The sequence below is a fragment of the Streptomyces sp. SUK 48 genome (assembly GCF_009650765.1).
In the GTDB taxonomy this organism is placed as follows: Bacteria; Actinomycetota; Actinomycetes; order Streptomycetales; family Streptomycetaceae; genus Streptomyces.
This window is the reverse complement of the sequence record NZ_CP045740.1, coordinates 8,087,899-8,109,576: the sequence shown is the minus strand read 5'-3', so window position 1 is coordinate 8,109,576 and position 21,678 is coordinate 8,087,899. Positions and strand designations below refer to the sequence as shown.

The window sequence follows — 21,678 nt, the reverse complement described above, 5'->3', positions numbered from 1 at the left end:
TCGATGTACGGGGCCGTGGCCGGCGCATGCCGGTCCCGGCGCAAGGCCGCACACCCCTACGGGCTCCACTCTCTCGCCGTGCCGCGGCTCCGACACACGAGACATCTCCCTTCGAAGAAATCCTGGTCGTGAACGACAGACGGGTCCGGTGCCGTACCGACGTGCACGGCCTTCGCCATGGTCACCGAAACGGGGGCACATCACTGGCCAACGGTCGGGTAGAGGCTCTGTGCGCACATCATCCGCGTCTGGAAGGACAGGATCGACGAGGATGTCGGACAGGATCACCGTCCCGGAAGAAGCGGACGGCCGCCCGGGCGAGAGCGGCGGCAGAACGTACCAGTGGTGGGCCGCTCTGCGCCGGACGCCCGTCTCCATCTGGAACGACGACGTGACGGACTGGGCCGCCGCCCTGACCTACTACGCGGTCCTCGCACTGTTCCCCGTCCTTCTCGTGCTTCTGTCGGTGCTGGGGCTCACCATGCCCACGGCGAAACCCGAGGTGATCGACCGGCTCACGGGGATGGTCCCCGCCGAGTCCCGTGGCCTGCTGCGGGACGTCCTGCTGCAGTTGGCCGGCCAGTCGACCGCGGCCTGGCTGCTGCTCTTCTTCGGCGCGACGGGGGCGCTGTGGTCGGGCTCCAGCTACCTGAGCGTCTTCCGCCGGGCCCTGCACGCCATGCACCACGTCAGTGCGCACCGGCCGGTGTGGCGGACCGCTCCTCGCATCATCATCACGGTGCTCGTCCTGCTCGCGTCCCTCCTGATCACGACGTTCGCTCTGCTGGTGAGCGGCAGCCTGGCGCGCAGCATGGGCCGGGCACTGGACATGGGGACCGTTCCGCAGGCCGCGTGGGACGCGCTGCGCTGGCCCGCGCTGGCGATGGTGGCCGTCGCCCTGGTCCTGGTGCTCTACCGCTCGGGTCCGGCACCGTCGCGTCCGTTGCGCAGAATGGCTCCGGGTGGCGGCCTGGCGATCGTACTGGTGCTGTCGGCCTCCTTCGGTTTCACCGTCTACGCCTCGCACGCGAACACGTACCACCGCCTCTACGGCTCCCTGGCCGGAGCGGTGATATTCCTGATCTGGCTGTGGCTGGCCAACCTCGCCCTCCTGGCGGGCGCTCAGTTCAACGTCGAACTGGCGAAGCGGGACCACGAGGATCAGCCACCCCACGCGGGTCATCCGCACGAGTCTTCCGGGTGCGCGGCGGACACGACGAACGGGTCCGTCAGGTGAAGGCGGGGATCATCGCCGCGCACCCGCACGTCCGCGGTATGAACGGACGCCCTGAACCCCGGCCGAGCGACTCCCGGGACGTGTGTTCGACGCGAAGAGAGAGCGCCTCGTGTACGAACGGTGCCGGTCGCCACGGGACCTGCGTGTACCCCGTGTCTTCGGGTACAGCGATTGCATGAGGATTCTCTCGGCAGCACACGGAACTCACTGAAAGCGATGTGTTCGTGACCAGGCTCGACGACGCTGGCGGCGATCGTGTGGAGGGACCGGACGTTCGCGCGAACGCCGTTGCGCTGGAAATCGCCGAGGCCGTGGAGAGTCTCACGAACCTGTGGTCGCTGGCCGCGCAGGAGGCGGCCCTGCGCCTGTCCCTGCACCAGTTGCGGGCTCTGCGGGCGCTCGACGCGGCACCAGGGCTGAATCTCACCGCGCTGGCCGAGCGGCTGGACATCGGGCTCCCCACGGCGAGCCGGCTGTGCGACCGGCTGGAGGCGGCGGGCCTGCTGGATCGCGCGCTGCACCCGGAGAAGCGGCGCGAGGTCCGCCTGCACCTCACCGTGCCGGGACGCCGGGTGCTGGACGACGTGGCGGAGCGGCGGACCCAGGCGCTGACGATCGCCCTGACGGCCATGGAGCCGACGGAACGGGCGGCGCTGAGCCGCGGCATGAAAGCGCTTCTGGTCGCTCTCAGCAGCGCGCCGTTGTCTCCGGGAGGGTCACCGGACGCGGGATGACGAGCCCGCGATCAGAGGCCCGCGGACGTCGGACGAGCCGTGTCGATGACCCTGCCCTGCCAGTCGAGACAGATCACCGCGGCGTCCGAGACGAGGTCCTTGCTGCCGAAGTGTTCGATCAGTCCGGCGACGATCGCGCGTGCCGTCTCGTGGGCAGGGGTCTGCCGGGTCGCGCCCAGGATCTGCCGCAGGACGCGCTCCCCGAAGACGTCTCCGGTCGCCGAGCGGGTGCCGTGCACACCGGTACTGATGGCGACCAGGCGGTCACCCGGTTCCACCTCGAAGGTCTGCTCGTCGTACGGGGTTTCCTCGAACATGCCCAGCGGTAGCTGCGCTTCCAGCTCGATCAGTTCGATGCCGGAGTCGCGCAGGCGGTAGAGCTGAGGGGAACCGGCGTCGACGGCGTGCACGAGTCCGGTGTCCAGGTCGAAGCGGAGCAGCAGCGTGGCGGCGTACACCTTGCCGCCGTACTGGGCGTACACGGCCTGGTCCGCGAGCGCGGCCTGGTCGGCGAGGTCGAGACCGGCGCGGCGGGCGTTGCGCAGGGCGCTCACGGCGAGGTTCGTGAGCAAGGAGGCGTCGATGCCCTGGCCCATGCCGTCGGTCACCGTGAGGTCGAGGTGGTCGGCGCTGGTGGACCAGTCGAAGTTGTCACCGCCGACGGCGTAGGCGGGTTCCAGGTGTGCGCCGATGATGTACTCCCGGCGGGCGCAGCCTCGTCCCGGCAGGAGCTGCCACTGCATCTCGGCGGCGAGGGTGAGGCGGCGGGTACGGCGGGCTTGCAGATACAGGTCGGTGTCCCGGCCCGCGACGGTGATCTCGTGCCCGAGAGCCGTGGCGAACTCGCCGAGCCGGAGGATCGCCGCCGGGTCGGCGGAGGCGGCGGGTAGGCCGACGGACAGGACGCCGAGCCGGTCGCCCCGGACGGTGATGGGCAGGTGCACCCGTTCCGCGGTGGTGCCGGCGATGAGCTCGACCACCGGCGCCTGGCCGGTGAACGCGGTGCCGGCCGGTCCGTCGTGCGCGGAGACCGGCTCGCTGGTGTACGGCAGGTGCGTGATCGGCTGCAGGGCGGTCAGGCCGTAGTCGGCGAGGAGCAGGGTGACCTCCTCGGCGCCGAAATCCTCGGCCAGGAGGGTCGCGGCGGTGGCGACGAGCGCGTGGGGCGGCACGGCCCGCAGTCGGCTCTCCGCGGACGAAAACGGTTCAGCGGCATTCACAGCGTCCACCCTCCCCAGGTGGCCTTCACACTATCGCGACACGAGTGGGTTCCGCTCCGCAGCAGGCGGACACCGGCATCGCGTGCGCGGTCGTGCCCGGCGCCCGGAGCAGCCAAGCGGCGCCCCCTGCGAGATCCTCCGGAGGCGACCCGTCGAGCGCGGCGCGGGTGCGGAAGGTGCGCCGCGAGCGGCTTCCGCGGCGCGGGTGATCTTGCGTACACCGGGGCGGTCATGGGCGCCGGTCCGACCGGTCTGCGGCCAGGACGGCCACGCAGGTGTCGTCGCGTACGGGGCTGGCCGGGCTGCTGGCGTCCCGCAGGATGGTCGCGGCCACCACCGCCGGGTCGTGGGCGAGGAGGTCGATGTCCTCGGGGGGCACCCAGCGGCTGGGCAGTCCGTCGCTGTGCAGGACGAGCAGACTGTCCGGCCCCCAGGTCCGGGACCGTACAGGCACCGTCGCGGGGAATTGGGCGCCGACGATGCCGGGGTGGGAGACGAGGTGCTCCCATGAGCCCTCCGTGTACAGCCGGGCGCCGATGTTGCCGACTCCGGCGAAGGTCAGTTCCCCGCCGTCCGTGTCGAGCTGGGCGACGGCGACGGCCGCCCCGCGGGTGCTCCGCAGGGCGAGGTGCATCCGGCGCAGGATCTCGGCGACGGGCAGGTGTGCGGCGCGGTACAGCTCGCCGACCGCGGTGTCGGAGGCGTGTGCGGCCTTGGCTCCGTGGCCGAGGCCGTCGGCGAGCATGACGGTCACCAGGGCACCGGAGCGGGTCCAGCACCAGGCGTCTCCCGAGTGCTCGTCATGGGCGAGCGGAACGTTGATCCCGCCCGTCCGGAGGGCTGGCCGGGCCTTCTCCTTGCCGTCCTGGTCGATGCGGGAGACGGCGACGGTGCCCCGGTGCGTGCTGTAGAGGTCGAAGGCACTGGAAACGCGCAGGCAGGTCCCCAGCCCGGCACCCAGTGACGCGTCGCTGGTGCTGTGGCCGTCACGCATCGCGGCGCTGACGTCGCCGATGCCGGGGCCGTGGTCGAGCGCCGTGAGCTGGACCGCCGCGGGGCGCGCCTCCTCGGGCGGATGGTCGACGAGACCGATCACCATGCGGCCGCCGCCGGCGTGCTTGAGCAGGTTGGTGGCCAGTTCGGTGGCGGCCAGCGCGGCCAGCGCGGTGTGGTGCGGGTCGATGCCCGCGAGGAGGCAGGCCGCCTCGGCCGCCACCCGGACATCCCGTACCCGGGTGGAGTCGTGCACCGGGATGTCCCAGACGCGCGTCATCGCACCGCCCGCGTCGTCACGGGCAGCCCTGCGGCCCAGGCGATGACGGTGACGGTGGTGCCCCGGCCGGGTTCGGTGTCGATCTCGAACTCGTCCACCAGGCGTCGGGCGCCGCTCAGGCCGAGCCCCAGACCGCCGCCCGTGGTGTACCCGTCGGTCATGGCGAGCCGGACATCGCGAATCCCCGGGCCCTCGTCGACGAAGGAGAGGCGCAGACCGTCGGTCCCGCCGGGTCCCAGCGAAGAGATCTCCAGGTGCCCCCGCCCCCGTAGACCAGGGTGTTGCGGGCCAGTTCGCTGGCCGCGGTGACCAGTTTGGTCTGCTGGACGAGTCCGAAGGCGAGTTCGGCCGCCCGCTGGCGTACCTGCTGTCGTACCCAGGAGAGGTCCGCGTCCGAGCCGATCGGCACGCGTATCGTCATGGCGGGGTCGCAGGCCCCCATCATGTCGCCCTGTCGGGGAGACGGGAGCCGTTCGGCGCCGGCGGTCGCGCGAGGAGTTCCAGCGCGCGTTCCACGTCGAGGGCGGTGATCAGGCCGGGCAGGGTCAGGCCCAGCTCGACCAGCGTGATCGCCACGGCGGGCCGCATGCCGGCCAGCACGGTCCGGGCCGCCATCAGACGCGCGCCCGCGGCGATCTCGGCCAGTACGCGTCCCAGGTAGGAGTCGACGATCTCCACTCCGGAGATGTCGATGATCACACCGGTGACATCGCTGTCGGCGACGCGACGGGTGATGTCGTGCTGGAGCTGCTCGGCCAGGGTGTCGTACAACTCCCCCTGGAGGCTGACCAGCAGCGTCTGTCCGAGGGCCAGGACCGGTACCGCCGTCGCGCGGTCCGGGACGCTCGCGCTCACCGTAGGCTCACCCTCGCGGACACTTCGATGTCCTGTTGGCGGAGGGCGTAGGCCAGGGCGTCGGCGAGCGAGGCACGGGTGAGGACGGAACCCAGGTCGATGCCGAGCTGGACGATGGTCTGCGCGGTGGCCGGACGGATGCCGGAGACGATGCAGTCGGCGCCCATCAGGCGAGCGGCGGCGACCGTCTTCATCAGGTGCTGTGCCACGAGCGAGTCGACCGTGGGCACGCCGGTGATGTCCAGGATGGCGTACTGCGCGCGCTGCGTGACGATGCTCTGCAGCAGCGATTCCATGACGACCTGACTGCGCGCGCTGTCCAGGGTGCCGATCAGCGGCACCGCGACGATGCCCTCCCACAGGCTGATCACCGGGGTGGCCACTTCGAGCAGTTGCTGCCGCTGCCGCGCGATCAGCTCCTCCCCCGCGCTGAGTGCCGTCTGCATCACCACCAGTCGCAGGGTGCCCATGAGCGTCGTCAGATCCAGCAGTCCTACGGTGGCCTCCGCGGCGGCGGGGTCCGGGAATTCCGCCCGGAACAGCTCGGCCACCGGCGGACGCAGGGCAGCCACCTCGTCGGCGATCCGGGCCGGGCTCAGACCGATGCGGCTGCGGGATCCGGACATGCTGCCGAGTTGCTCGCGGACGGTGTCGAAGCCGGGGGCCTCGATGTCCTCGAGCCGCCCGGTCGACGCCACGACGGCGAGGGCGTCCACGACCGACTTGCACGCTTCCACGGCTTCGTCGCGCGAGACGGTGAACACCGACCGGAAGAGCGGAAGGTCGGCCCATCGCTGAGCGATCTGCTCCCGGCGGTGCGTCAGGAAGCCCGTCAACGCGCGCGCTGCGGATGCGACCGTCTCTTGCTCCGACAACTGCATCGTCTCCTTGTGTAGAGGCCCGACGGCCAGCGACTGATCACCGAAAGACAATTATTGCCTCATGGCAAACGTAAGCGCTGAGGCGGGGCACAAACAACACACGATCGCCACAGTCAGCGTCCGCGCCAGTCGAGGCAGACGACGAGGGCGTCGTCGTCCGGCACCGACTGACCGCGGTGTCCGGTCAGCTCCCGGAGGATGGCGCGCGGCACCTCGGCCGCGGGGAGCAGGCGGGTGGCCTGGATCGCCCGGGACAGCGCGAGGTCACCGTCGGCCTCGCCCTTGGGACCGGCGACCGCGTGCACCCCGTCGCTGACGAAGACGAGCCGGTCGCCGGGCTCGACCCGGAAATCCTGGGTCACGTAGTCGGTCTCCTCGAACATGCCCAGCGGAAGTTGCGCATCGAAGACGACCCGCTCCACGGCGCCGGCGCGCAGCCGCAGCAACTGCGGGGAACCGGCGTCCACCACGCTGGCGCGGCCCGTCGCGAGGTCGAAGTCGAACATCAGCACCGACAGGTAGCAGCGGCCCTGGTAGTGGGCGTACACCGCCTGGTCGGCCAGGGCCGCCTGGTCGTCGATGGCGATGCCGGCACGGCGGGCGTTCCGCAGCGCGTTGATCGCCATGTTCGTCAGCAAGGACGCCTCTATGCCCTCCCCCATGCCGTTGGTGACGTACAGCATGAGGTGGTCGGCCGTGGTGGACCAGTCGAAGTTGTCCCCGAAGATCGCGTACGCCGGCTCCAGTTGCGCGCCCAGGTCGTACTCGGGGCGGGAGCAGGAGCGCCCGGGCAACAGCTGCCACTGCATCTCGGCGGCGAGGGTGAGCCGGTCCTTGCGTCGCGCCCGCAGATAGACGTCGGTGTCCCGCTCGGCGACGACCACCTCGTGGCCCAGCACCTCGGCGATGTCCGTCAGTTCGCCCAGCAGGTCGCGGACCTGGCCGTCGTCCGGGAGCGTCACGGACAGCACGCCCAGCCGGTCCCCGCGCACGCTGACCGGCAGGTGTACCCGCACGCTACGGCCGGCGCCGCCCTCGACGACCGCTTCCTGAGCGCTGAAGGCCCGGCCCACGACGCTGTTGTGCACGGAGACGGGGTTCTTGACGTGCGGCAGTACCGACACCGGCTGAAGCACCGTCAGGCCGTAGTCGGCCATGAACAGCTCCACCGACTCCGCGGCGTACTGATCGGCCAGCACCCGACGAACGGCGTCGAGCAACCCATGGGGTGCCGCCGTGCGCAGCGCGCGCTCGGCGGTCACAAATCTGTTCACGATGGTAAAAACACCACTCTTCCGACGGAGACTCACCAGCCTCGTTCACGTGACGAGGTCATACGATTCAGTCGGGTCGAGCCGCCCGGGCCGACCAAAGCTCTACAGCCACTGCGGGCGCCTAGTAGGCTGGCGGCCGTCCCAGTGCCTGCGAGAGTGTGACAGTGGCTGCTTTCCGCCCCCGCCCGGAGCCCGTCGAGGTCGCCCGTGTGACCGCGACGGCTGGAGAGTTGCTGGAAGTCCTGTGGGGCCGGGCCTCCACCGCTCCGGCGTCGGCATCCCAGTTGCGGGTGCTGCTGACCCTGGAGCACCAGGACGGTATCAACCTGCGCACACTCAGCGACGCTCTCGCCTCCACGCCCCCGTCCACCAGTCGGCTGTGCGACCGGCTGATCGCCGCCGGCCTCGTCGAACGCGTGATAAGCGCGGTCAACCGGCGCGAGGTGTGCCTGCACCTCAGCAGCAAGGGCCGGGCCTTCCTGGTGGACCTGCGCGCACGCAGGGAGAAGGAACTGGAGGCGGTTCTGGCCCTCATGCCCGCGGGCAAGCGAACGGCGCTGCTGGAGGGCCTGGAGGCGTTCTGCCGCGCGGCGGCGTCGCAGATGCACGACACCGCCGAGCAGTCGGACGACCGGACCGCCTGAGCGGACGGCCGGGCCGCCCGAACACCGGGGCGCCCCACCGGACCCCCCGACGTCGCAGCGCGTCGGCGACCATCGCACGGAGCGACCTCCGCCCACCGGAACATTCCCCGCCCTTCCCCGTGCGGCTTGACACGGTCACTTTCTTGCCCCAAGACCATTATTGTCAAATGGCAACAGACGCCCGCAGGGCCCCTACCTGGGTTCGGATACCCCGAGTCCGTCCGCGCACGTCTCCCGGCCGCGCCCGAGCGGTCGCTCGGCCAGGGCCGGACGGACCCCGCGAAAGGACGGCCGAACGGTCGGAGCGGCGGCTGACCACGGCGGTTCGGGTCTCGTCGGCGCGCGTCCGGGTCGGCCCGGGCGGGCGCGGTGCGCGAGCCCTCAGTCGCTCTCGGAGGGGTACAGGACGGCGCCGATCCGGTGCGCCAGGTGGTGCTGCGGCTCGCCGGACGGCGTCGGGGCCGCGGCTACGAGCGCGCCGGCGACGTCCCGCATCCTCCGGTTCGTGTGCTGGGACTGCCAGCGCATGATGCGGAGCGCCACGTCGGCGTCGACTCCGTACTGGGCCATGAGGATCCCGCGCGCCAGGTCGATGTCCTCCTGGCTGAGCCGGGCCTTGCTCACGTCACCGTCGGCGAGGGAGCGGGCGTGCCGGCTGAGGGGGTCCGTGATGTCGACGACGAAGCCGCGCACGGTTACCACACCGCCGGTGTCGTCGGTCCTGGCGTCGGCCACCATGACGACCGCGTGCTCCTTGCCGGAGGCGTCCGTGATGCGGTGGTAGCAGCCGAACGGCTTCCCGTCCTCACGGACCGCCGCGAGCGCCTTTCCCACCCGTTCGCGGTTGTCGGCGTGCTGGTGCTCACGCAGCAGCGCGCTCGTCGGCTCGACCGAGTCGGGCGGGTCGCCGTACAGGCGGTACATCTCGTCCGACCACCACCAGGTGCCGTCCTTCACCCGATGGATGAAAACTCCCGTCAGCTCGTCCGTCTCATCAACGCGCCGAGTGAGCTCTTCGCGCACCACCGGGCCTCCCGTCCAGGCCCCACCCCGACATGACCAGAGTCTTCTTTTTCATGCTATTACGGGTGCTTGCGGAAGCTTTCGGCACCAGACGGCCGCCACCCCGTGCCGGCCGGCCCGGAGCCCGACCGTGCTGGTCCGAGCCCATCACGGCCGGCCCCGGACTTTCTGCTCCTAAAATTGCGCGGGTGACAGCAAGTACAAGTGACATCGAGCAGGCGGCCGGCGTGCTGCGTGCCGGGGGGCTGGTCGCCCTCCCGACCGAGACCGTCTACGGCCTGGGCGCCAACGCCGAGGACCCCGCCGCCGTCGCGCGCATCTTCCAGGTCAAGGGACGGCCGCCCACCCACCCTCTGATCGTCCACATCGGCCACGCCGATCTGCTGGACGAATGGGTCGAGGACGTGCCCGCGGCGGCGCGTCTGCTGGCCGAGCACCTGTGGCCGGGGCCGCTCACCCTGGTGCTGCGGCGCGGTCGCCGGGTGCCCCTGGAGGCGACCGGTGGTCTCGACACGGTGGCCGTGCGCGTCCCCGACCACCCGGTCGCGCTGGCCCTGCTGGACGCCTTCGGCGGCGGGGTCACGGCCCCGTCCGCCAACCGGTTCGGCTCGGTCAGCCCCACCACGACGGACCATGTCCGTGCCGAGCTCGGCGACGCGGTCGACTTCGTGCTGGAAGGCGGCCCCTGCGCGGTCGGCGTCGAGTCGACCATCGTCGACGTCACGGGCGATACGCCGAGCATCCTCCGGCCGGGCGGCGTGACGCGCGAGGAACTCGAAGCGGTGGTGGGAGGCCCGCTCGACGTCCCCTCGTCGAGCCGTGTGCGGGTGCCCGGCCAGCACCCGTCGCACTACGCGCCGCGGGCGCGTGTCGTCCTCGTCGAGCCGGAGAAGGTGCTCGCCGAGGCGGAGCTGGCGCAGGAGTCGGGACACCGGGTCGGCGTCTTCCTCCCCTCCTCGTCCGCCGGTGCCGTGGTCAAGGTGCACGCCGTGGTGCCCGTCCCCCGTTCGGCGGCCGCGTACGCACGCGAGCTGTACGGGTTCCTGCGCGGATTCGACGAGCAGGGGTGCGACCTGATCTTCGCCTCCTTGCCGGCGGAGGAGGGGCTGGGACTGGCGATCGCCAACCGGCTGCGCCGTGCGGCGGGGCCCCGATCCACCGTGTGACCGATAGCGGCTCCACGCCTCCACGGGCCGTTTCCCTCCCCGGGTGGCCGGTCGCGTGAGCGTCGGGACGCGGGAGGAGCGTCGTACCTCCCCTCCCGCGTCCGCACGGCCGGCGGCGGTCAGGTGGCGCTGGATACCGGCGTGTCGAGGCCGCGGGAGGTGACGAGGTGCGCGCTGCCGTCCGCCAGGCGATAGCGCAGGCCCACCACGGCGGCCCGGCCCTCGGCGACCCTCTCGGCGAGGACCCGGGACCGGTCGAGCAGCAGGTCGACGGTGTGCCCTATGTGCGTGGCGAGGATCTCCTCGGGTTCGACCTGTCCGGCGGCGTGCGCGGCCAGCACGCTCGGGGTCACCCGTTCGACGACGTCCCGGACGTATCCGGCCGGCGTCATGCCGTTCTCCAGCGCGGCGCACGCCGCGCCGACCGCCCCGCACGAGTCGTGGCCCAGGACCACGACCAGCGGGCAGCCCAGTACATCCACGCCGAATTCGATACTGCCCAGCACCTCCGGTCCCATGACGTGGCCGGCGGTGCGGACCACGAACAGGTCGCCGAGGCCCCGGTCGAAAATGATCTCGGCGGCCAGCCGGGAATCGGAGCAGCCGAACAGCACGGCGAACGGCTGCTGGGACGGAGCGATCTCGGCGCGGCGGGTGACGTCCTGGTTGGGGTGATCGGGGGTGCCGGCGATGAAGCGCCGGTTACCGGACAGCAGCAGTTCGAAGGCTTCGCGTGGTGTCGGACTCGCGGTATGGGTCTCGGTCATGCCCGCAGCCTAGATGGACGGCTCGCAGCTTGCCCGCACGGTCTTTCGAAGCGCGGCCGAACCGCGGGGACCGTCAGCAAGCGCCGCTGTCGGTCAGGACCTGTTGCCACGGTTGGTCCGAGGGTGCTCGGAGAGGAGCCGGGCACCCTCGGACAGGTCTGTCGCGGTGGCCTGGTACGTCACATACCGGTGGCCTGGTGCGTCACATGCCGGTGTTGACGCAGGCGTTGCCGAAGGCGGGGTTGAGCAGGCCGATCACGTCGACGGTGTTCCCGCAGACGTTGACCGGGATGTCGATCGGGACCTGGATCACGTTGCCCGACAGGACACCCGGCGAGCCGACCGCCACCCCCTGCGCTCCACTGTCGGCCGACGCGGCCGCCGCGCCACCGAGCAGGACCGCACCCGCGGCGGCCACCAGACCGGCTCCCCGCATCACCCGAGACCGCAGAGACATCATGTTCACGTGCCTTCCTCCCTGTCGCGGCGGCAGTCACCGCCGGCCGGCCGCGTGCCGCGACCAGGCACCGGTAATCCGCTGCCACCCTGCGCGCGGACTGGGCACAACGGGCCGAATCACCCGATCGCACTACACCGCGGCCATGGCACAGCCGTCGAGCCGGGGCTCTAGTCGGTCGTGCGGAGGAGGGTCGTGCGGAGGAAGCCGGCGGCCTTGCCCAGCGTGGCGAGGACGACCGGCGGTCCCGGGACCGGGGTGCCCGGGACCGGTGGCCGTGCCGTCGGTCAGGAGACCGCCGGAGGCGGTACAGACGGCGCCACGGGACATCGTGGTCCCGGGCGAGGGCGGGGTTGTCTCCCGCTCGACGTCGGGCAGTTCATGGCGACGTGTCACGGCACCACGATCCGCCAGCAGTGATCACGAGAAGACGTCGCCTAGGCAGCGCGTACGACGACGGCGTACTCGCCGACGCCCAGGAGGTGGTCTCCGGGGATGTCCCCGAGGGCCGTGTACAGCGTGTGGACGTGCCCCGTGGTGGTGTCGAAGGCGATGTCCTTGACGGTGCCGTGCGCGGTGCCGTGCTCCGTGAGGACCCGCTTGCCGAGGATCTCGTGATGGGTGGGAAATTCGTGCGGGCCGTCACCGGCGGAGGCGACGGAGCGTACGACGACGGCGTCCTGCCCCACTCCTTCGATCAGCTCCCACGCGACCGTCGCCGCGTGTTTCGGCGCCCCGGACAGACGTACGCAGACGACACTCCTCGTGCGCGGGTCGACGGTCAGGTCCTCCACGCGGCCGAGTTGTTCGGCCTCCTCGGTCGTGATCACCGGCAGGCCGCGGGTCTGGCTGAACAGCCTCATGACAGGGCCTCTTCGTCGGTCGTGGGCGTGCGGTGGGGCGGCTGCGCGGTGGACCGGCGGAATGCCTCGACCTGGGCGCCGAAGCTGGGCAGGTCGTCCGCGATGAAGTGGTGGGCCTGTGCCGGGATGACCATGGCCCGTCCGGAGACGGCGAGCGTCTCGCCGCGTGGGATGAACGCCCTGCGTTTCCCCTGGTCGGTGGTCTCCTTCATGGAGATCTCGAAGCCGATCACACGACCGCTGCCGCCGGCCTCGATCACGACGTCCAGGACCGTGCCCGTCTCGGTTCCCTGGTCCGTGAGGACCGGTGCGCCGATGACCTGCCCCTGTTCGGCCTGGTGGGCCGACAGGACCGCCTTCCGCTCCGCCAGGACCGCCGCACTGGGGATCATCACGGCGGACGGTCCGATGGCGTGCACTCCGGAGAGCGGGAGGCTCACTTTGAGCGGACCGCCGAGCAGGCCGCGCCCGCTCAGGGTGAAACCGGTGATCCGGCCGGCCCTGAAGTCGAAGACGGTGTCCTTGATCTGAGCGACCGCCTCGCCGTCCAGGGTCACGACCACCCTCTTGGTCAGTTCCGAGGCGAGCAGAGGGATGATCACCGCGATCCCTTCCCGCCCGGCCTGCGGCCCGAACGCATGGCGATCACCGTTCCGCTACGGCGCCTGGCCTGGACCACCAGTGCCGCGGCGGCGAGCAACACCACTACCGCGATGAAGAGAACAATCCAGCCGGACCATTCCATCGCCGACCTCCTTCTGCCGTCTCCGCCCGGGTCGTCGCCCCATGTGGCGCTCCCCTGGCTTCCGGCTTCCCGCACAGAGGGGTTGCACGCCTTCCGCCGTGGCGAAGGCCGGACGCCGCCCGGGCGGGCTCACTCGTCCTGGTGACCCCGCAGCACGAGCATGGCGCGGGCTTCGACCTCGACCTCGCTGCCGCCCTTGATCAGCGGCCGGTACTCGGTGTACGGGATGGCCGTGTCCACCTCCACCGCCCACCACCGTCCCGTCTCCTCGGGGAGGGTGAAGGAGAGGGCCTGGCTGTGGGCGTTGAAGAGCAGGAGGAAGGAGTCGTCCGCCACTCGCAGGCCGCGCAGGTCCGGTTCCGTGATGGCCTTCCCGTTGAGGTGGACCATCAGGGACCTGGCGAAGCCGGTGTCCCAGTCGGTGTCGTTCATCTCGCGCCCGGCGGGGGTGAACCAGGTGATGTCCTTGCCGTCGGCGCTGCTTCCCTGAGCCACCCGGCCCTTGAAGAACCGTCGCCTGCGGAAGACCGGGTGATCGCGGCGCAGGGTGATCAGCCTGCGCGTGAAGTCGAGCAGTTCGCTGCCGTCGATGGCGCTCGGCCAGTCGATCCAGGCCAGTTCCCCGTCCTGGCAGTAGGCGTTGTTGTTGCCGTGCTGGGTGCGGCCGAGTTCGTCGCCGTGCAGCAGCATGGGCACGCCCTGGGAGAGCAGCAGGGTGGCGAGGAGGTTGCGCTGCTGCCGGGCGCGCAGGGCGAGGACGTCCCGGTCCCGGGTGGCGCCCTCCACCCCGCAGTTCCAGGAGCGGTTGTGGTTCTCGCCGTCCCGGTTCTCCTCGCCATTGGCCTCATTGTGCTTGCCGTCGTACGACACCAGGTCGCGCAGGGTGAATCCGTCGTGCGCGGTGACGAAGTTGACCGATGCGTAGGGGCGCCGGCCGTCGCTCTGGTAGAGGTCGGAGGAACCGGTGAGGCGGGAGGCGAACTCCCCCAGGGTGCCGCCCTCGCCGCGCCAGAAGTCGCGTACGGTGTCGCGGTACTTGCCGTTCCACTCGGTCCACAGCGGGGGGAAGTTGCCGACCTGGTAGCCGCCGTCGCCGACGTCCCACGGCTCGGCGATGAGCTTGACCTGGGAGATGACCGGGTCCTGCTGGACGAGGTCGAAGAACGACGACAGCCGGTCGACCTCGTGGAACTGGCGGGCCAGGGTGGCGGCGAGGTCGAACCGGAAGCCGTCGACATGCATCTCGGTCACCCAGTAGCGCAGCGAGTCCATGATCAGCTGAAGGGTGTGCGGGTGGTTCATCCGCAGGCTGTTGCCGGTGCCGGTGGTGTCCCAGTAGAAGCGCGGGTCCTCCTCGGACAGGCGGTAGTACGCCGCGTTGTCCAAGCCCCTGAACGACAGCACCGGGCCGAGGTGGTTCCCCTCCGCGGTGTGGTTGTAGACGACGTCGAGGATCACCTCGATGCCCGCCTCGTGCAGGGTCTTGACCATCGAGCGGAACTCCTGCACCTGCTCGCCCCGCTGCCCCGAGGAACAGTAGGCGTTGTGCGGCGCGAAGAATCCGATGGTGTTGTACCCCCAGTAGTTCGACAGTCCCTTCTCCACCAAGGCGTGGTCCTGCACGAACTGATGGACCGGCATCAGCTCCACCGCGGTGACACCCAGCTTGACGAAGTACTCGACCATGGCCGGGTGCGCGAGCGCGGCGTAGGTGCCGCGCATGGCCTCCGGGATCGCGGGGTGGGTCCGCGTCATACCCTTGACGTGGGCCTCGTAGATGACCGTCTCGTGGTACGGGGTCCGCGGCGGGTGGTCGCTGCCCCAGTCGAAGTAGGGGTTCACCACCACCGATTTCGCGGTGTAGGGCGCGGAGTCCAGCTCGTTGCGCCGCTCGACGTCCCCGAAACGGTAGGGGAAGAGGGCCTCGTCCCAATGGATTTCGCCCTCGATCGCCTTGGCGTAGGGGTCGAGCAGCAACTTGTTCGGGTTGCAGCGGTCGCCCTGCTCCGGACGGCACGGTCCGTGCACCCGGAACCCGTAGCGCCGTCCGGGTCCGACGTCCGGCAGGTAGATGTGGTGGACGAAGCCGTCCACCTCCCGCAGTGGGACGCGCTCTTCCGTTCCGTCTTCGTCGAAGAGACACAGCTCCACGAGCTGCGCGACTTCGGAGAACACCGCGAAGTTCGTGCCGGCGCCGTCGAAGGTGGCGCCCAGCGGCGACATCCGGCCCGGCCGCGGTCCTATCTTCGTGCTCTCTTGCCAGATACGCATGACCACGTCCCTAGCCAGCATGGATGGGGAAAGCCCTTTGCCCGTCGTTCCCTTGTGCCCGGGCCGCTCGCAGCCATGCCCCCGGTGCCCGCTCGGACCATCCCGGCCGGTCGGCGGCGAACAGCGTTGTCGGCTAAGTCGGACAGGAAGCCGGCTTACGCCTCCGTGCCGGGCGGTCGGCCGGGGGACGAACGCCTTGTGGTCCAGTGCGACTTCGCGATCCGCTGCGGTGATGCCGTGGCCCTCATCGCCATTTGTATCCGCGTGAATCGTCGTCTGCCGTCCTGACCTGCTTGCGATAGGCCCCCGGCGGCGATCCGAAGTGTCGTTTGAAAGCCTTGGCGAAGGCGAACTCCGATGTGTACCCCGTGTGCTGCGCGATGGTGCTCAGCGGGGCCGGCGACTGGTGCAGCAACCGCGCCGCGGTGGCCATCCGCCAGTTGGTCAGGTAGGTCAACGGCGGCTCGCCGACCACCGAGGCGAAGCGGCGGGCGAACGCCGCGCGGGACAGCCCGGCGTGGGTGCCCAGCGACTCCACGGTCCAGGGACGGCCAGGATCGTCGTGGATCGCCTTCAGGGCCGGGGCGACTGCCGGGTCGGTCAGCGCGGCCGTCCAGCCCCGGGTCCGCTCCTTCGGCAGTTCGGCGTACCACGACCGGAGGATGTACAGCAGCAGCAGATCGATGAGCGCCGTGACGACCGCGTCCGAGCCCGGCTGCGGCGCGTGGAACTCGGCACACAGCTGATCGACCGCCGAGCGCAGCACCGGGTGGCGGCCCGGAACCGCAGGGAGGTGGATGACCTCCGGTAGATCGCTGAACAGCGGATGCGGGCGATCGACATCGATCGCGTACGCACCGCACACCAGCACCGTGTGCGGCCCCGGTCCGTCCACGGTGACCTGGCCGATCGGCGAGGAACGGTCCACGCGCTCCGGTACGAAGTCCACCGGATCGCGGCCGAGCGCGTCGCACAGGGTGTGTCCGCTGCCGCGCCGCAGGAACACGATGTCGCCGGGTCCGAGCGAGAGCGGTGGGCCGTGCGGTGGCAGCAGGTGGCAGTGACCTTCCACGACCACGTGGAATCCGGCTCCTGAGAGGGGCTGGAACTTCAGGGCCCACGGGGCGCGTGCGTCGGTGCGCGTCACCATCGGGCGTCCCGTGCGCAGGACTTCGAGGGTGTCGCTCAGGATGTCCATAGCGCCACTCTAGCGCCCGTGAGACAAGACGATATGACAGGAAATCGAGATTCTCGGTCATTCATCGTCTCGATGCGGAGACGTACGTTCTTGCCATGGCGGTTGCCGAACCCGGCACTGCATCGACGAAGGAATGGATCCCATGTCTCTGGTCGGCAAGAAGATCGTGATCATCGGTGGAACCTCCGGCATCGGCTACGCGGTAGCCCAGCAGGCCGTGGCGGCCGGCGCGGACGTCGTGGTCGCCTCCAGCAATCAGGACCGCGTGGACGCCGCGACGAAGCGGTTGGGCGAGCCGGCCGAAGGCTGGCGCCTGGACGTCGCCGACGGCGACGCCATCGCCGCGTTCTTCGAGCAGGTCGGAGAGTTCGACCACCTCGTCTACACCGCGGGCGAATCTCTGCTGATCAGGCCGTTGGCCGACACCACTCCGCAGGAGGCCAGGGCGGTCTTCGAGCGCCGGTTCTGGGGCGCGTTCCTCTCCGCCAAGTACGCGGCACCGCGACTGCGCGACGGTGGCTCGATCACGTTCAGCTCCGGCGTCCTCGCGATCCGCCCCCTGACCGGAACCGCGCTCACGGCAGGCATCACCGGCGGCATCGAGGCCCTGTCCCGGGCACTCGCCGTCGAACTCGCCCCGCTGCGCGTCAACGTGATCCAGCCCGGTGTGATCCGCACCGAGCTGTGGGACGGCAGTGTCCCGGACCCGGAGGCGTTCCTTCAGGGCGCCGGGTCCGAGCTGCTCACGCGGCGTGTCGGCACTGCCGAGGAAGCCGCGGCGGCCTATCTCTTCGTCTTGTCCAACGCCTACGTCACCGGCACCACGCTCGCGATAGACGGCGGCGCGGCGCTGGTGTGACACAGGCGCCGGGCGGAGCGGCCCACGGAGCAACGCCGCGATGCACTCCTGCACGGGTCGAACCGGCGCGAAAGGCACCAAGCATCAGCACGTCGCGGCGCCGAGTCCGGGGGCCGCCGTGTCAGCGCGTGCGGCGGATGCGGATGGGGCCGCGGGCCGTGGCCGGCTCGACAGGGCGGCCGGACTGCGTGATCTCCACCTCGCCGGCGGCGACCAGTCGCCGTGCGGCGCGGCGGACCGGTTCCATGAGCGCGCGCCAGCCGTCGTCATCCCCTTCGTACGCCGCCCGCGCGGCGTCGGAGGGGCAGATCGTCGCCGTCGGACCGCGGCGGTCCAGCAGTTCCAGGATCGCTCGTTCCAAGCGCCGGTCCGCTTCCCGATCGCTGTGCGCCATCCCCTCAGCATCCCACCGGCACGACCGGGACGGGCCTTCGGCTCAGCTCCGGTCGGGCTGGAGTGTCATGGCCGGCCGGCGGGTGGGGTGGCGGTGAGAACGAGGGCCGCCTGGTCATCGTGTATGCCGTGAGGACCGGTGAAGGCGTGCACGGCGCGGGTCAGCGTGTCGATGGTCTGCTGTGCGGTGAGCGGGGACGAGGCGTGACCGAGGGCGTGGGTGAGGCGTTCCTCGCCGAATTGTTCCCGGTCGTGATTGCGGGCCTCGGTGATGCCGTCGGTGTACAGCACGAGGCTTTCGGCCGGTTCGAGGTGCAGGTGGCGGGTGGTGAGGTGGGCTTCGTCGCTGATGCCGATGAGGCCGCCGGGGCAGTCGAGGGGGTGCGCCGTACCGTGCTGGTCGAGGTGGAGGGGCAGGGTGTGGCCGGCTCGGACCAGGGTGAGGTCGAGGCCACCGGCTCGGGCGGGAGTGAAGTGGCCGTAGACGAGGGTGACGAAACCGGTGCCATGGCTGTGGGGCCGTTGCAGGAGGGCTTTGTTGACGGCTCGGACGACTGCTTCGGGGCCGGGCAGGAGGGGGGCGACGGCGCGGGCGGTGTGGCGGACCAGGGCGGTGGTGGTGGCGGCTGTGGCGCCGCGGCCGCAGACGTCGCCGAGCATGAACGCCCAGCTGCCGTCGTCGAGGGGGAAGAGGTCGTAGAAGTCGCCGCCGATGTCCAGTCCCTCCCCGGCGGGGTGATAGTAGGCGGCGGCCTGGGCGCCGGGCAGGGCCGGGATCTCGGGCAGGAGGAGCCCCGCCTGAAGATCCCGTGTGAGCGCGACGCGCTGGGTGTACTGGCGGGCGTTGAGCGCGGCTGAGGCGGCGCGCCGGGTGAGTTCCTCGGCGAGGGCGATGGTGTGGCCGTCGAAGGCGTGCTCTTTGGTGGACAGCAGGGTCAGGGTGCCGAAGGCGCGGCCCCGGTCGAGGAGCGGGACGCAGAGGTAGCCGGTGACGCCCAGCTCGTGCCAGGGACCGGGACCGGTGGGGGTGCGGCGGGCGACCTCGCTCAGGCCGGAGGCCAGGACGCGGGCGACGGCGTCGTCGTCGGCGTCGTAGACGGGGATGTGGGAGGCGAGAAGGTCCTGCTGGGCCTGGGTGGGGGCGGCGGTGGCGATGCGGTGCACCCGGCCGAGGTCGACGATGTCGACCGCGGCCAGCGGGGCCAGCGCCGGGACGCAGGAGGTGGCCAGGCGCCGCAGGGTCTGTCCCTGGTCCAGTCCGGAGGTGAGGGCGGTACTGGCGTTGAGGAGGAAGGCCAGGTCGGCGCGTGCCGCCCGCTCCTTCCTCTCGGCGGCCCGGCGGGCTTCGTCCGCCTGGTGGCGTTCGATGGCCAGGGCGGCGGTGTCGGCGAACACACGGGCCAGGGCGAGGTCGGACTCCTGGGGCGCCCGCGGGGTGCGGTGGTACATGGCGAAGGTGCCCAGCAGGGAACCGTCCCTGGCCAGGATGGGCGTGGACCAGCAGGCCGCCAGCCCCGCGGCCTGGGCGAGGTGCAGGAAGTCGTCCCAGAACGGATCGGTGGTGATGTCGGAGACGATGACCGGCCGGCGCCGGTGGGCGGCGGTACCGCAGGAGCCGACGCCCTCGCCGGTGGCGATACCGTCGATGGCCTGGTTGTAGAAATCGGGCAGGCTCGGGGCCGCGCCGTGCCGCAGATGCCTGCCGTCGGCGTCGGCGAGCAGCACGGAGACCAGGACGCCTTCCGGTGCCAGCTCCTCGATCGCGCGAGCCATGCCCTCCAGCACCTCGGACAGGGGCGCCTGGCGAGCGATCTGCTCCAGCAGCACCCGGTGCTCGGCCGCGAGCCGCTGGGCCTGCTTGACCTGGGTGGTCTCCACCCCGATGACCCGTACACCGGTGACGTTGCCGCCCGTGTCCGTCCGCGGCTCGTACGTGAAGTCGAAGAACGCCTCCCGTGCCGCGGAGCCGGTCCCGATCAGCACCCGGGCGTCGCGTCCGACGTACCGTTCGCCGGTGCGGTAGACCTGATCCAGCAAGGTGATGAAGCCCTGCTCGGCCAGCTCCGGCATCAACTGCCCCAGCGGCACTCCCACGCGGACCCGCTCCCCGCCGCCGATCGCGGCGAAGAACGCCTCGTTGGCGGCCTCCACCATATGGGCGGGCCCGGCCAGGGACGCGAACACCGCCGTCGACCGGCCGAACAGGGCCCGGAAGTCCTCGTCCTCCTCCGGGCCGCCCGGCCTGTGCACGGCCTCGCTGGGCTGCTGCTCCGGAACGCGAGTCATCGCTGCCTCTCGCTCGCCGCACGTATGGCGGACGATCCATGGTCACCGGCCGCTGGGGCCGACGCGTCGGCCACGGTGCCGTACAGACCTATGACCTGGTCCAGGCCGGTCAGGGTGAACACCCGCGTCACCGAACCGGGCACTCCCGCCAGCCTCAGCACGCCTCCGCGTGCCTCCAGCCGCTGGTGCATCCCGATCAGAACGTTGATGCCCGAGGAGTCACAGAACTCCAGGGCCGAACAGTCGAGGACCACCAGGGCAGGCGGCTGCGGCCCGGCGAGCACCGCGTCCGCCGCCTCCCGGAGCTGCGCGGCACTGGCGTAATCCAGCTCACCGCGCAGAGCGAGCACGCGCTCGCGCCCGCCTGGCCCCGCATCCACCGAAAACACCGTCGGCCTCCTCCGCTTCCCACGTCTTCACCGATTATCAGACAGGCGGTGGCGCCGCGTCCGGGCGGGCCTCCGGAGGCCGAGGGGCACCACCGCCCTTCCCCTGGTCGCGCGGCTCACGCCGGACCGCGAAAGGTGGCACGCCGCACGTCCGGTCGCCGGCGGAGGGCGCGGTCGCCGCCCCCGGGGTTGGCTCACTGTCCCGCGCGAATGTGAGTATGACGCCATGCATATGGCTCCGGAGAGAAAAGTGCACGTCATCCCTCATGAAGAAGTCTTCATGATCGTGGTTCGCGGTGAGACCGACCACGAGGACAGCGACGAGTTCGAGGCCGTCTGGGACGCGGCCGACCGGGCGGCCCTGCCGGTCACGGCGATCGACCTGTCCCAGGTGACCTTCGCCGACAGTATGCTCCTGTACGCCCTTCTCGACGCTCGCCGCCGCCATGCGGCCGCCGGTCGGGATCTCGTCCTGCTGGGCCCGCTCGCCCCGGCGGTCACCCGGCTCCTCACTCTCAGCGGCGCGCTGGCACACTTCCGGATCGCGGGCGCCGGCCCGTCGCCCACCAGCTGACGGCGCACTCCCATGACGAAGCCAAGCGCGGGTATACGCGACAACGCGAACGGTCAAGACGCGAAGACAGACTCCGGGAACACTTTCATGGTCACCCCGCTCAGCCAGCAGACGACACGCGAACAAGGACTCCCTTTGCCCCTGCGATACAGCATGGCGTGGGACGCGACGCACACGTCGATCACCGATGCCCGACGCGCCGTACGCATATTGCTCGACGAGGCAGGACACCACCCCGACCAGCGGCCGAGCCAGGACGCCCAGCTCGTCGTCAGCGAACTGGTCACCAACGCGATCCGGCACGCCCCGGGCCCCGGAGCCCTGACTCTGGAGCTCACGTCCGATGCCACCCTGCTGCGGATCACCGTCCGCGACAGCTCCTCCCGCCCGCCCGTGCTCCCCACTCCGGATCCGGGCCGGCCCGGCGGCCACGGCCTTCGCCTGGTCACGCTGCTGTGCGACCGGCTCCAGCACACCGCCCTGACGACCGGCAAGCAGATCGTCGCCCAGCTCCGCCTCGGCTGACCCACCGCATCGAGCGCACCGCGGGAGTCGGCCAGGGCGGGGGC

23 protein-coding genes and 1 pseudogene are annotated in these 21,678 nt (G+C 70.8%); 7 read left to right on the top strand and 17 right to left on the bottom strand.

The window, feature by feature from the left end; all coding sequences use genetic code 11:
- Window positions 1-271 precede the first annotated feature (271 nt).
- Window positions 272-1,237, top strand: a complete 966-nt coding sequence (locus GHR20_RS35595; RefSeq protein WP_153815616.1) for a YihY/virulence factor BrkB family protein — start codon at window positions 272-274, stop codon at window positions 1,235-1,237.
- Window positions 1,238-1,461: 224 nt separating this feature from the next.
- Window positions 1,462-1,971, top strand: coding sequence for a MarR family transcriptional regulator (locus tag GHR20_RS35590; RefSeq protein ID WP_148024855.1), 510 nt, complete (start codon window positions 1,462-1,464; stop codon window positions 1,969-1,971).
- An 11-nt stretch (window positions 1,972-1,982) separates the two neighbouring features.
- On the opposite strand, the gene GHR20_RS35585 is transcribed toward GHR20_RS35590, so the two are convergent.
- From GHR20_RS35585 to GHR20_RS35560, 6 genes and pseudogenes are all read right to left on the bottom strand, one after another.
- Window positions 1,983-3,200, bottom strand: a complete 1,218-nt coding sequence (locus GHR20_RS35585) for a PP2C family protein-serine/threonine phosphatase (RefSeq protein ID WP_148024854.1) — start codon at window positions 3,198-3,200, stop codon at window positions 1,983-1,985.
- Window positions 3,201-3,420: 220 nt separating this feature from the next.
- The gene (locus GHR20_RS35580; RefSeq protein ID WP_153815615.1) at window positions 3,421-4,464 is read right to left on the bottom strand and encodes a SpoIIE family protein phosphatase; all 1,044 of its coding nucleotides are present in this window, start codon (window positions 4,462-4,464) and stop codon (window positions 3,421-3,423) included.
- Window positions 4,461-4,906: pseudogene (locus GHR20_RS35575) on the bottom strand (ATP-binding protein). Before GHR20_RS35575 ends, GHR20_RS35580 begins: the two are co-directional and overlap by 4 nt.
- Window positions 4,906-5,319 carry an STAS domain-containing protein gene (locus GHR20_RS35570; RefSeq protein WP_148024851.1) on the bottom strand — a complete coding sequence of 138 codons (414 nt, stop codon included), beginning with the start codon at window positions 5,317-5,319 and terminating at the stop codon, window positions 4,906-4,908. The pseudogene GHR20_RS35575 and the gene GHR20_RS35570 overlap by 1 nt, the downstream one beginning before the upstream one ends.
- Window positions 5,316-6,200, bottom strand: a complete 885-nt coding sequence (locus tag GHR20_RS35565; protein ID WP_153815614.1) for an STAS domain-containing protein — start codon at window positions 6,198-6,200, stop codon at window positions 5,316-5,318. The genes GHR20_RS35570 and GHR20_RS35565 overlap by 4 nt, the downstream gene beginning before the upstream one ends.
- A gap of 113 nt (window positions 6,201-6,313) precedes the next feature.
- The gene (locus tag GHR20_RS35560) at window positions 6,314-7,474 is read right to left on the bottom strand and encodes a PP2C family protein-serine/threonine phosphatase (protein ID WP_111587091.1); all 1,161 of its coding nucleotides are present in this window, start codon (window positions 7,472-7,474) and stop codon (window positions 6,314-6,316) included.
- A 158-nt stretch (window positions 7,475-7,632) separates the two neighbouring features.
- Between GHR20_RS35560 and GHR20_RS35555 the strand changes: the two genes are divergently transcribed.
- The gene (locus GHR20_RS35555; RefSeq protein WP_181516722.1) at window positions 7,633-8,118 is read left to right on the top strand and encodes a MarR family transcriptional regulator; all 486 of its coding nucleotides are present in this window, start codon (window positions 7,633-7,635) and stop codon (window positions 8,116-8,118) included.
- A 381-nt stretch (window positions 8,119-8,499) separates the two neighbouring features.
- Here GHR20_RS35555 and GHR20_RS35550 read toward each other — a convergent pair whose 3' ends face one another.
- Window positions 8,500-9,075, bottom strand: coding sequence for a PAS and ANTAR domain-containing protein (locus GHR20_RS35550; RefSeq protein ID WP_153815613.1), 576 nt, complete (start codon window positions 9,073-9,075; stop codon window positions 8,500-8,502).
- A 254-nt stretch (window positions 9,076-9,329) separates the two neighbouring features.
- On the opposite strand from GHR20_RS35550, the gene GHR20_RS35545 reads away from it, so the two are divergent.
- Window positions 9,330-10,307, top strand: coding sequence for an L-threonylcarbamoyladenylate synthase (locus GHR20_RS35545; protein ID WP_243878233.1), 978 nt, complete (start codon window positions 9,330-9,332; stop codon window positions 10,305-10,307).
- Between the two features lie 119 nt (window positions 10,308-10,426).
- On the opposite strand, the gene GHR20_RS35540 is transcribed toward GHR20_RS35545, so the two are convergent.
- From GHR20_RS35540 to GHR20_RS35515, 7 genes are all read right to left on the bottom strand, one after another.
- On the bottom strand, window positions 10,427-11,074 hold the full coding sequence (locus GHR20_RS35540; protein WP_153815611.1) for a carbonic anhydrase: 648 nt from the start codon (window positions 11,072-11,074) through the stop codon (window positions 10,427-10,429).
- Window positions 11,075-11,276: 202 nt separating this feature from the next.
- A complete protein-coding gene (locus GHR20_RS35535) occupies window positions 11,277-11,534 on the bottom strand; it encodes a chaplin (RefSeq protein ID WP_275549830.1) in 258 nt (85 codons plus the stop codon).
- Window positions 11,535-11,968: 434 nt separating this feature from the next.
- Window positions 11,969-12,394 carry a PRC-barrel domain-containing protein gene (locus tag GHR20_RS35530; protein WP_111587096.1) on the bottom strand — a complete coding sequence of 142 codons (426 nt, stop codon included), beginning with the start codon at window positions 12,392-12,394 and terminating at the stop codon, window positions 11,969-11,971.
- Window positions 12,391-12,996, bottom strand: a complete 606-nt coding sequence (locus GHR20_RS35525; RefSeq protein WP_111587097.1) for a PRC-barrel domain-containing protein — start codon at window positions 12,994-12,996, stop codon at window positions 12,391-12,393. Before GHR20_RS35525 ends, GHR20_RS35530 begins: the two co-directional genes overlap by 4 nt.
- Window positions 12,993-13,139: a hypothetical protein gene (locus GHR20_RS36995; protein WP_187279129.1), complete on the bottom strand. Its 147-nt coding sequence runs from the start codon at window positions 13,137-13,139 to the stop codon at window positions 12,993-12,995. The genes GHR20_RS35525 and GHR20_RS36995 overlap by 4 nt, the downstream gene beginning before the upstream one ends.
- A gap of 129 nt (window positions 13,140-13,268) precedes the next feature.
- The gene (gene glgX, locus GHR20_RS35520) at window positions 13,269-15,410 is read right to left on the bottom strand and encodes a glycogen debranching protein GlgX (protein WP_153815610.1); all 2,142 of its coding nucleotides are present in this window, start codon (window positions 15,408-15,410) and stop codon (window positions 13,269-13,271) included.
- A gap of 244 nt (window positions 15,411-15,654) precedes the next feature.
- The gene (locus GHR20_RS35515) at window positions 15,655-16,608 is read right to left on the bottom strand and encodes an AraC family transcriptional regulator (RefSeq protein WP_153815609.1); all 954 of its coding nucleotides are present in this window, start codon (window positions 16,606-16,608) and stop codon (window positions 15,655-15,657) included.
- A 142-nt stretch (window positions 16,609-16,750) separates the two neighbouring features.
- Between GHR20_RS35515 and GHR20_RS35510 the strand changes: the two genes are divergently transcribed.
- On the top strand, window positions 16,751-17,467 hold the full coding sequence (locus GHR20_RS35510) for an SDR family oxidoreductase (protein WP_153815608.1): 717 nt from the start codon (window positions 16,751-16,753) through the stop codon (window positions 17,465-17,467).
- 121 nt (window positions 17,468-17,588) lie between these two features.
- On the opposite strand, the gene GHR20_RS35505 is transcribed toward GHR20_RS35510, so the two are convergent.
- The 3 genes from GHR20_RS35505 to GHR20_RS35495 form a co-directional block, all read right to left on the bottom strand.
- Window positions 17,589-17,861: a DUF3253 domain-containing protein gene (locus GHR20_RS35505; protein ID WP_111587101.1), complete on the bottom strand. Its 273-nt coding sequence runs from the start codon at window positions 17,859-17,861 to the stop codon at window positions 17,589-17,591.
- A 65-nt stretch (window positions 17,862-17,926) separates the two neighbouring features.
- Entirely contained in the window at window positions 17,927-20,146 is a 2,220-nt protein-coding gene (locus GHR20_RS35500) for a SpoIIE family protein phosphatase (protein WP_153815607.1), read from the bottom strand.
- The gene (locus GHR20_RS35495; RefSeq protein ID WP_194859079.1) at window positions 20,143-20,526 is read right to left on the bottom strand and encodes an STAS domain-containing protein; all 384 of its coding nucleotides are present in this window, start codon (window positions 20,524-20,526) and stop codon (window positions 20,143-20,145) included. The genes GHR20_RS35500 and GHR20_RS35495 overlap by 4 nt, the downstream gene beginning before the upstream one ends.
- Before the next feature lie 235 nt (window positions 20,527-20,761).
- Between GHR20_RS35495 and GHR20_RS35490 the strand changes: the two genes are divergently transcribed.
- Window positions 20,762-21,109 (top strand): STAS domain-containing protein, encoded by a 348-nt coding sequence (locus tag GHR20_RS35490; protein ID WP_111587104.1) that lies wholly within the window; start codon window positions 20,762-20,764, stop codon window positions 21,107-21,109.
- 135 nt (window positions 21,110-21,244) lie between these two features.
- The gene (locus GHR20_RS35485) at window positions 21,245-21,634 is read left to right on the top strand and encodes an ATP-binding protein (protein ID WP_243878232.1); all 390 of its coding nucleotides are present in this window, start codon (window positions 21,245-21,247) and stop codon (window positions 21,632-21,634) included.
- Window positions 21,635-21,678 lie beyond the last annotated feature (44 nt).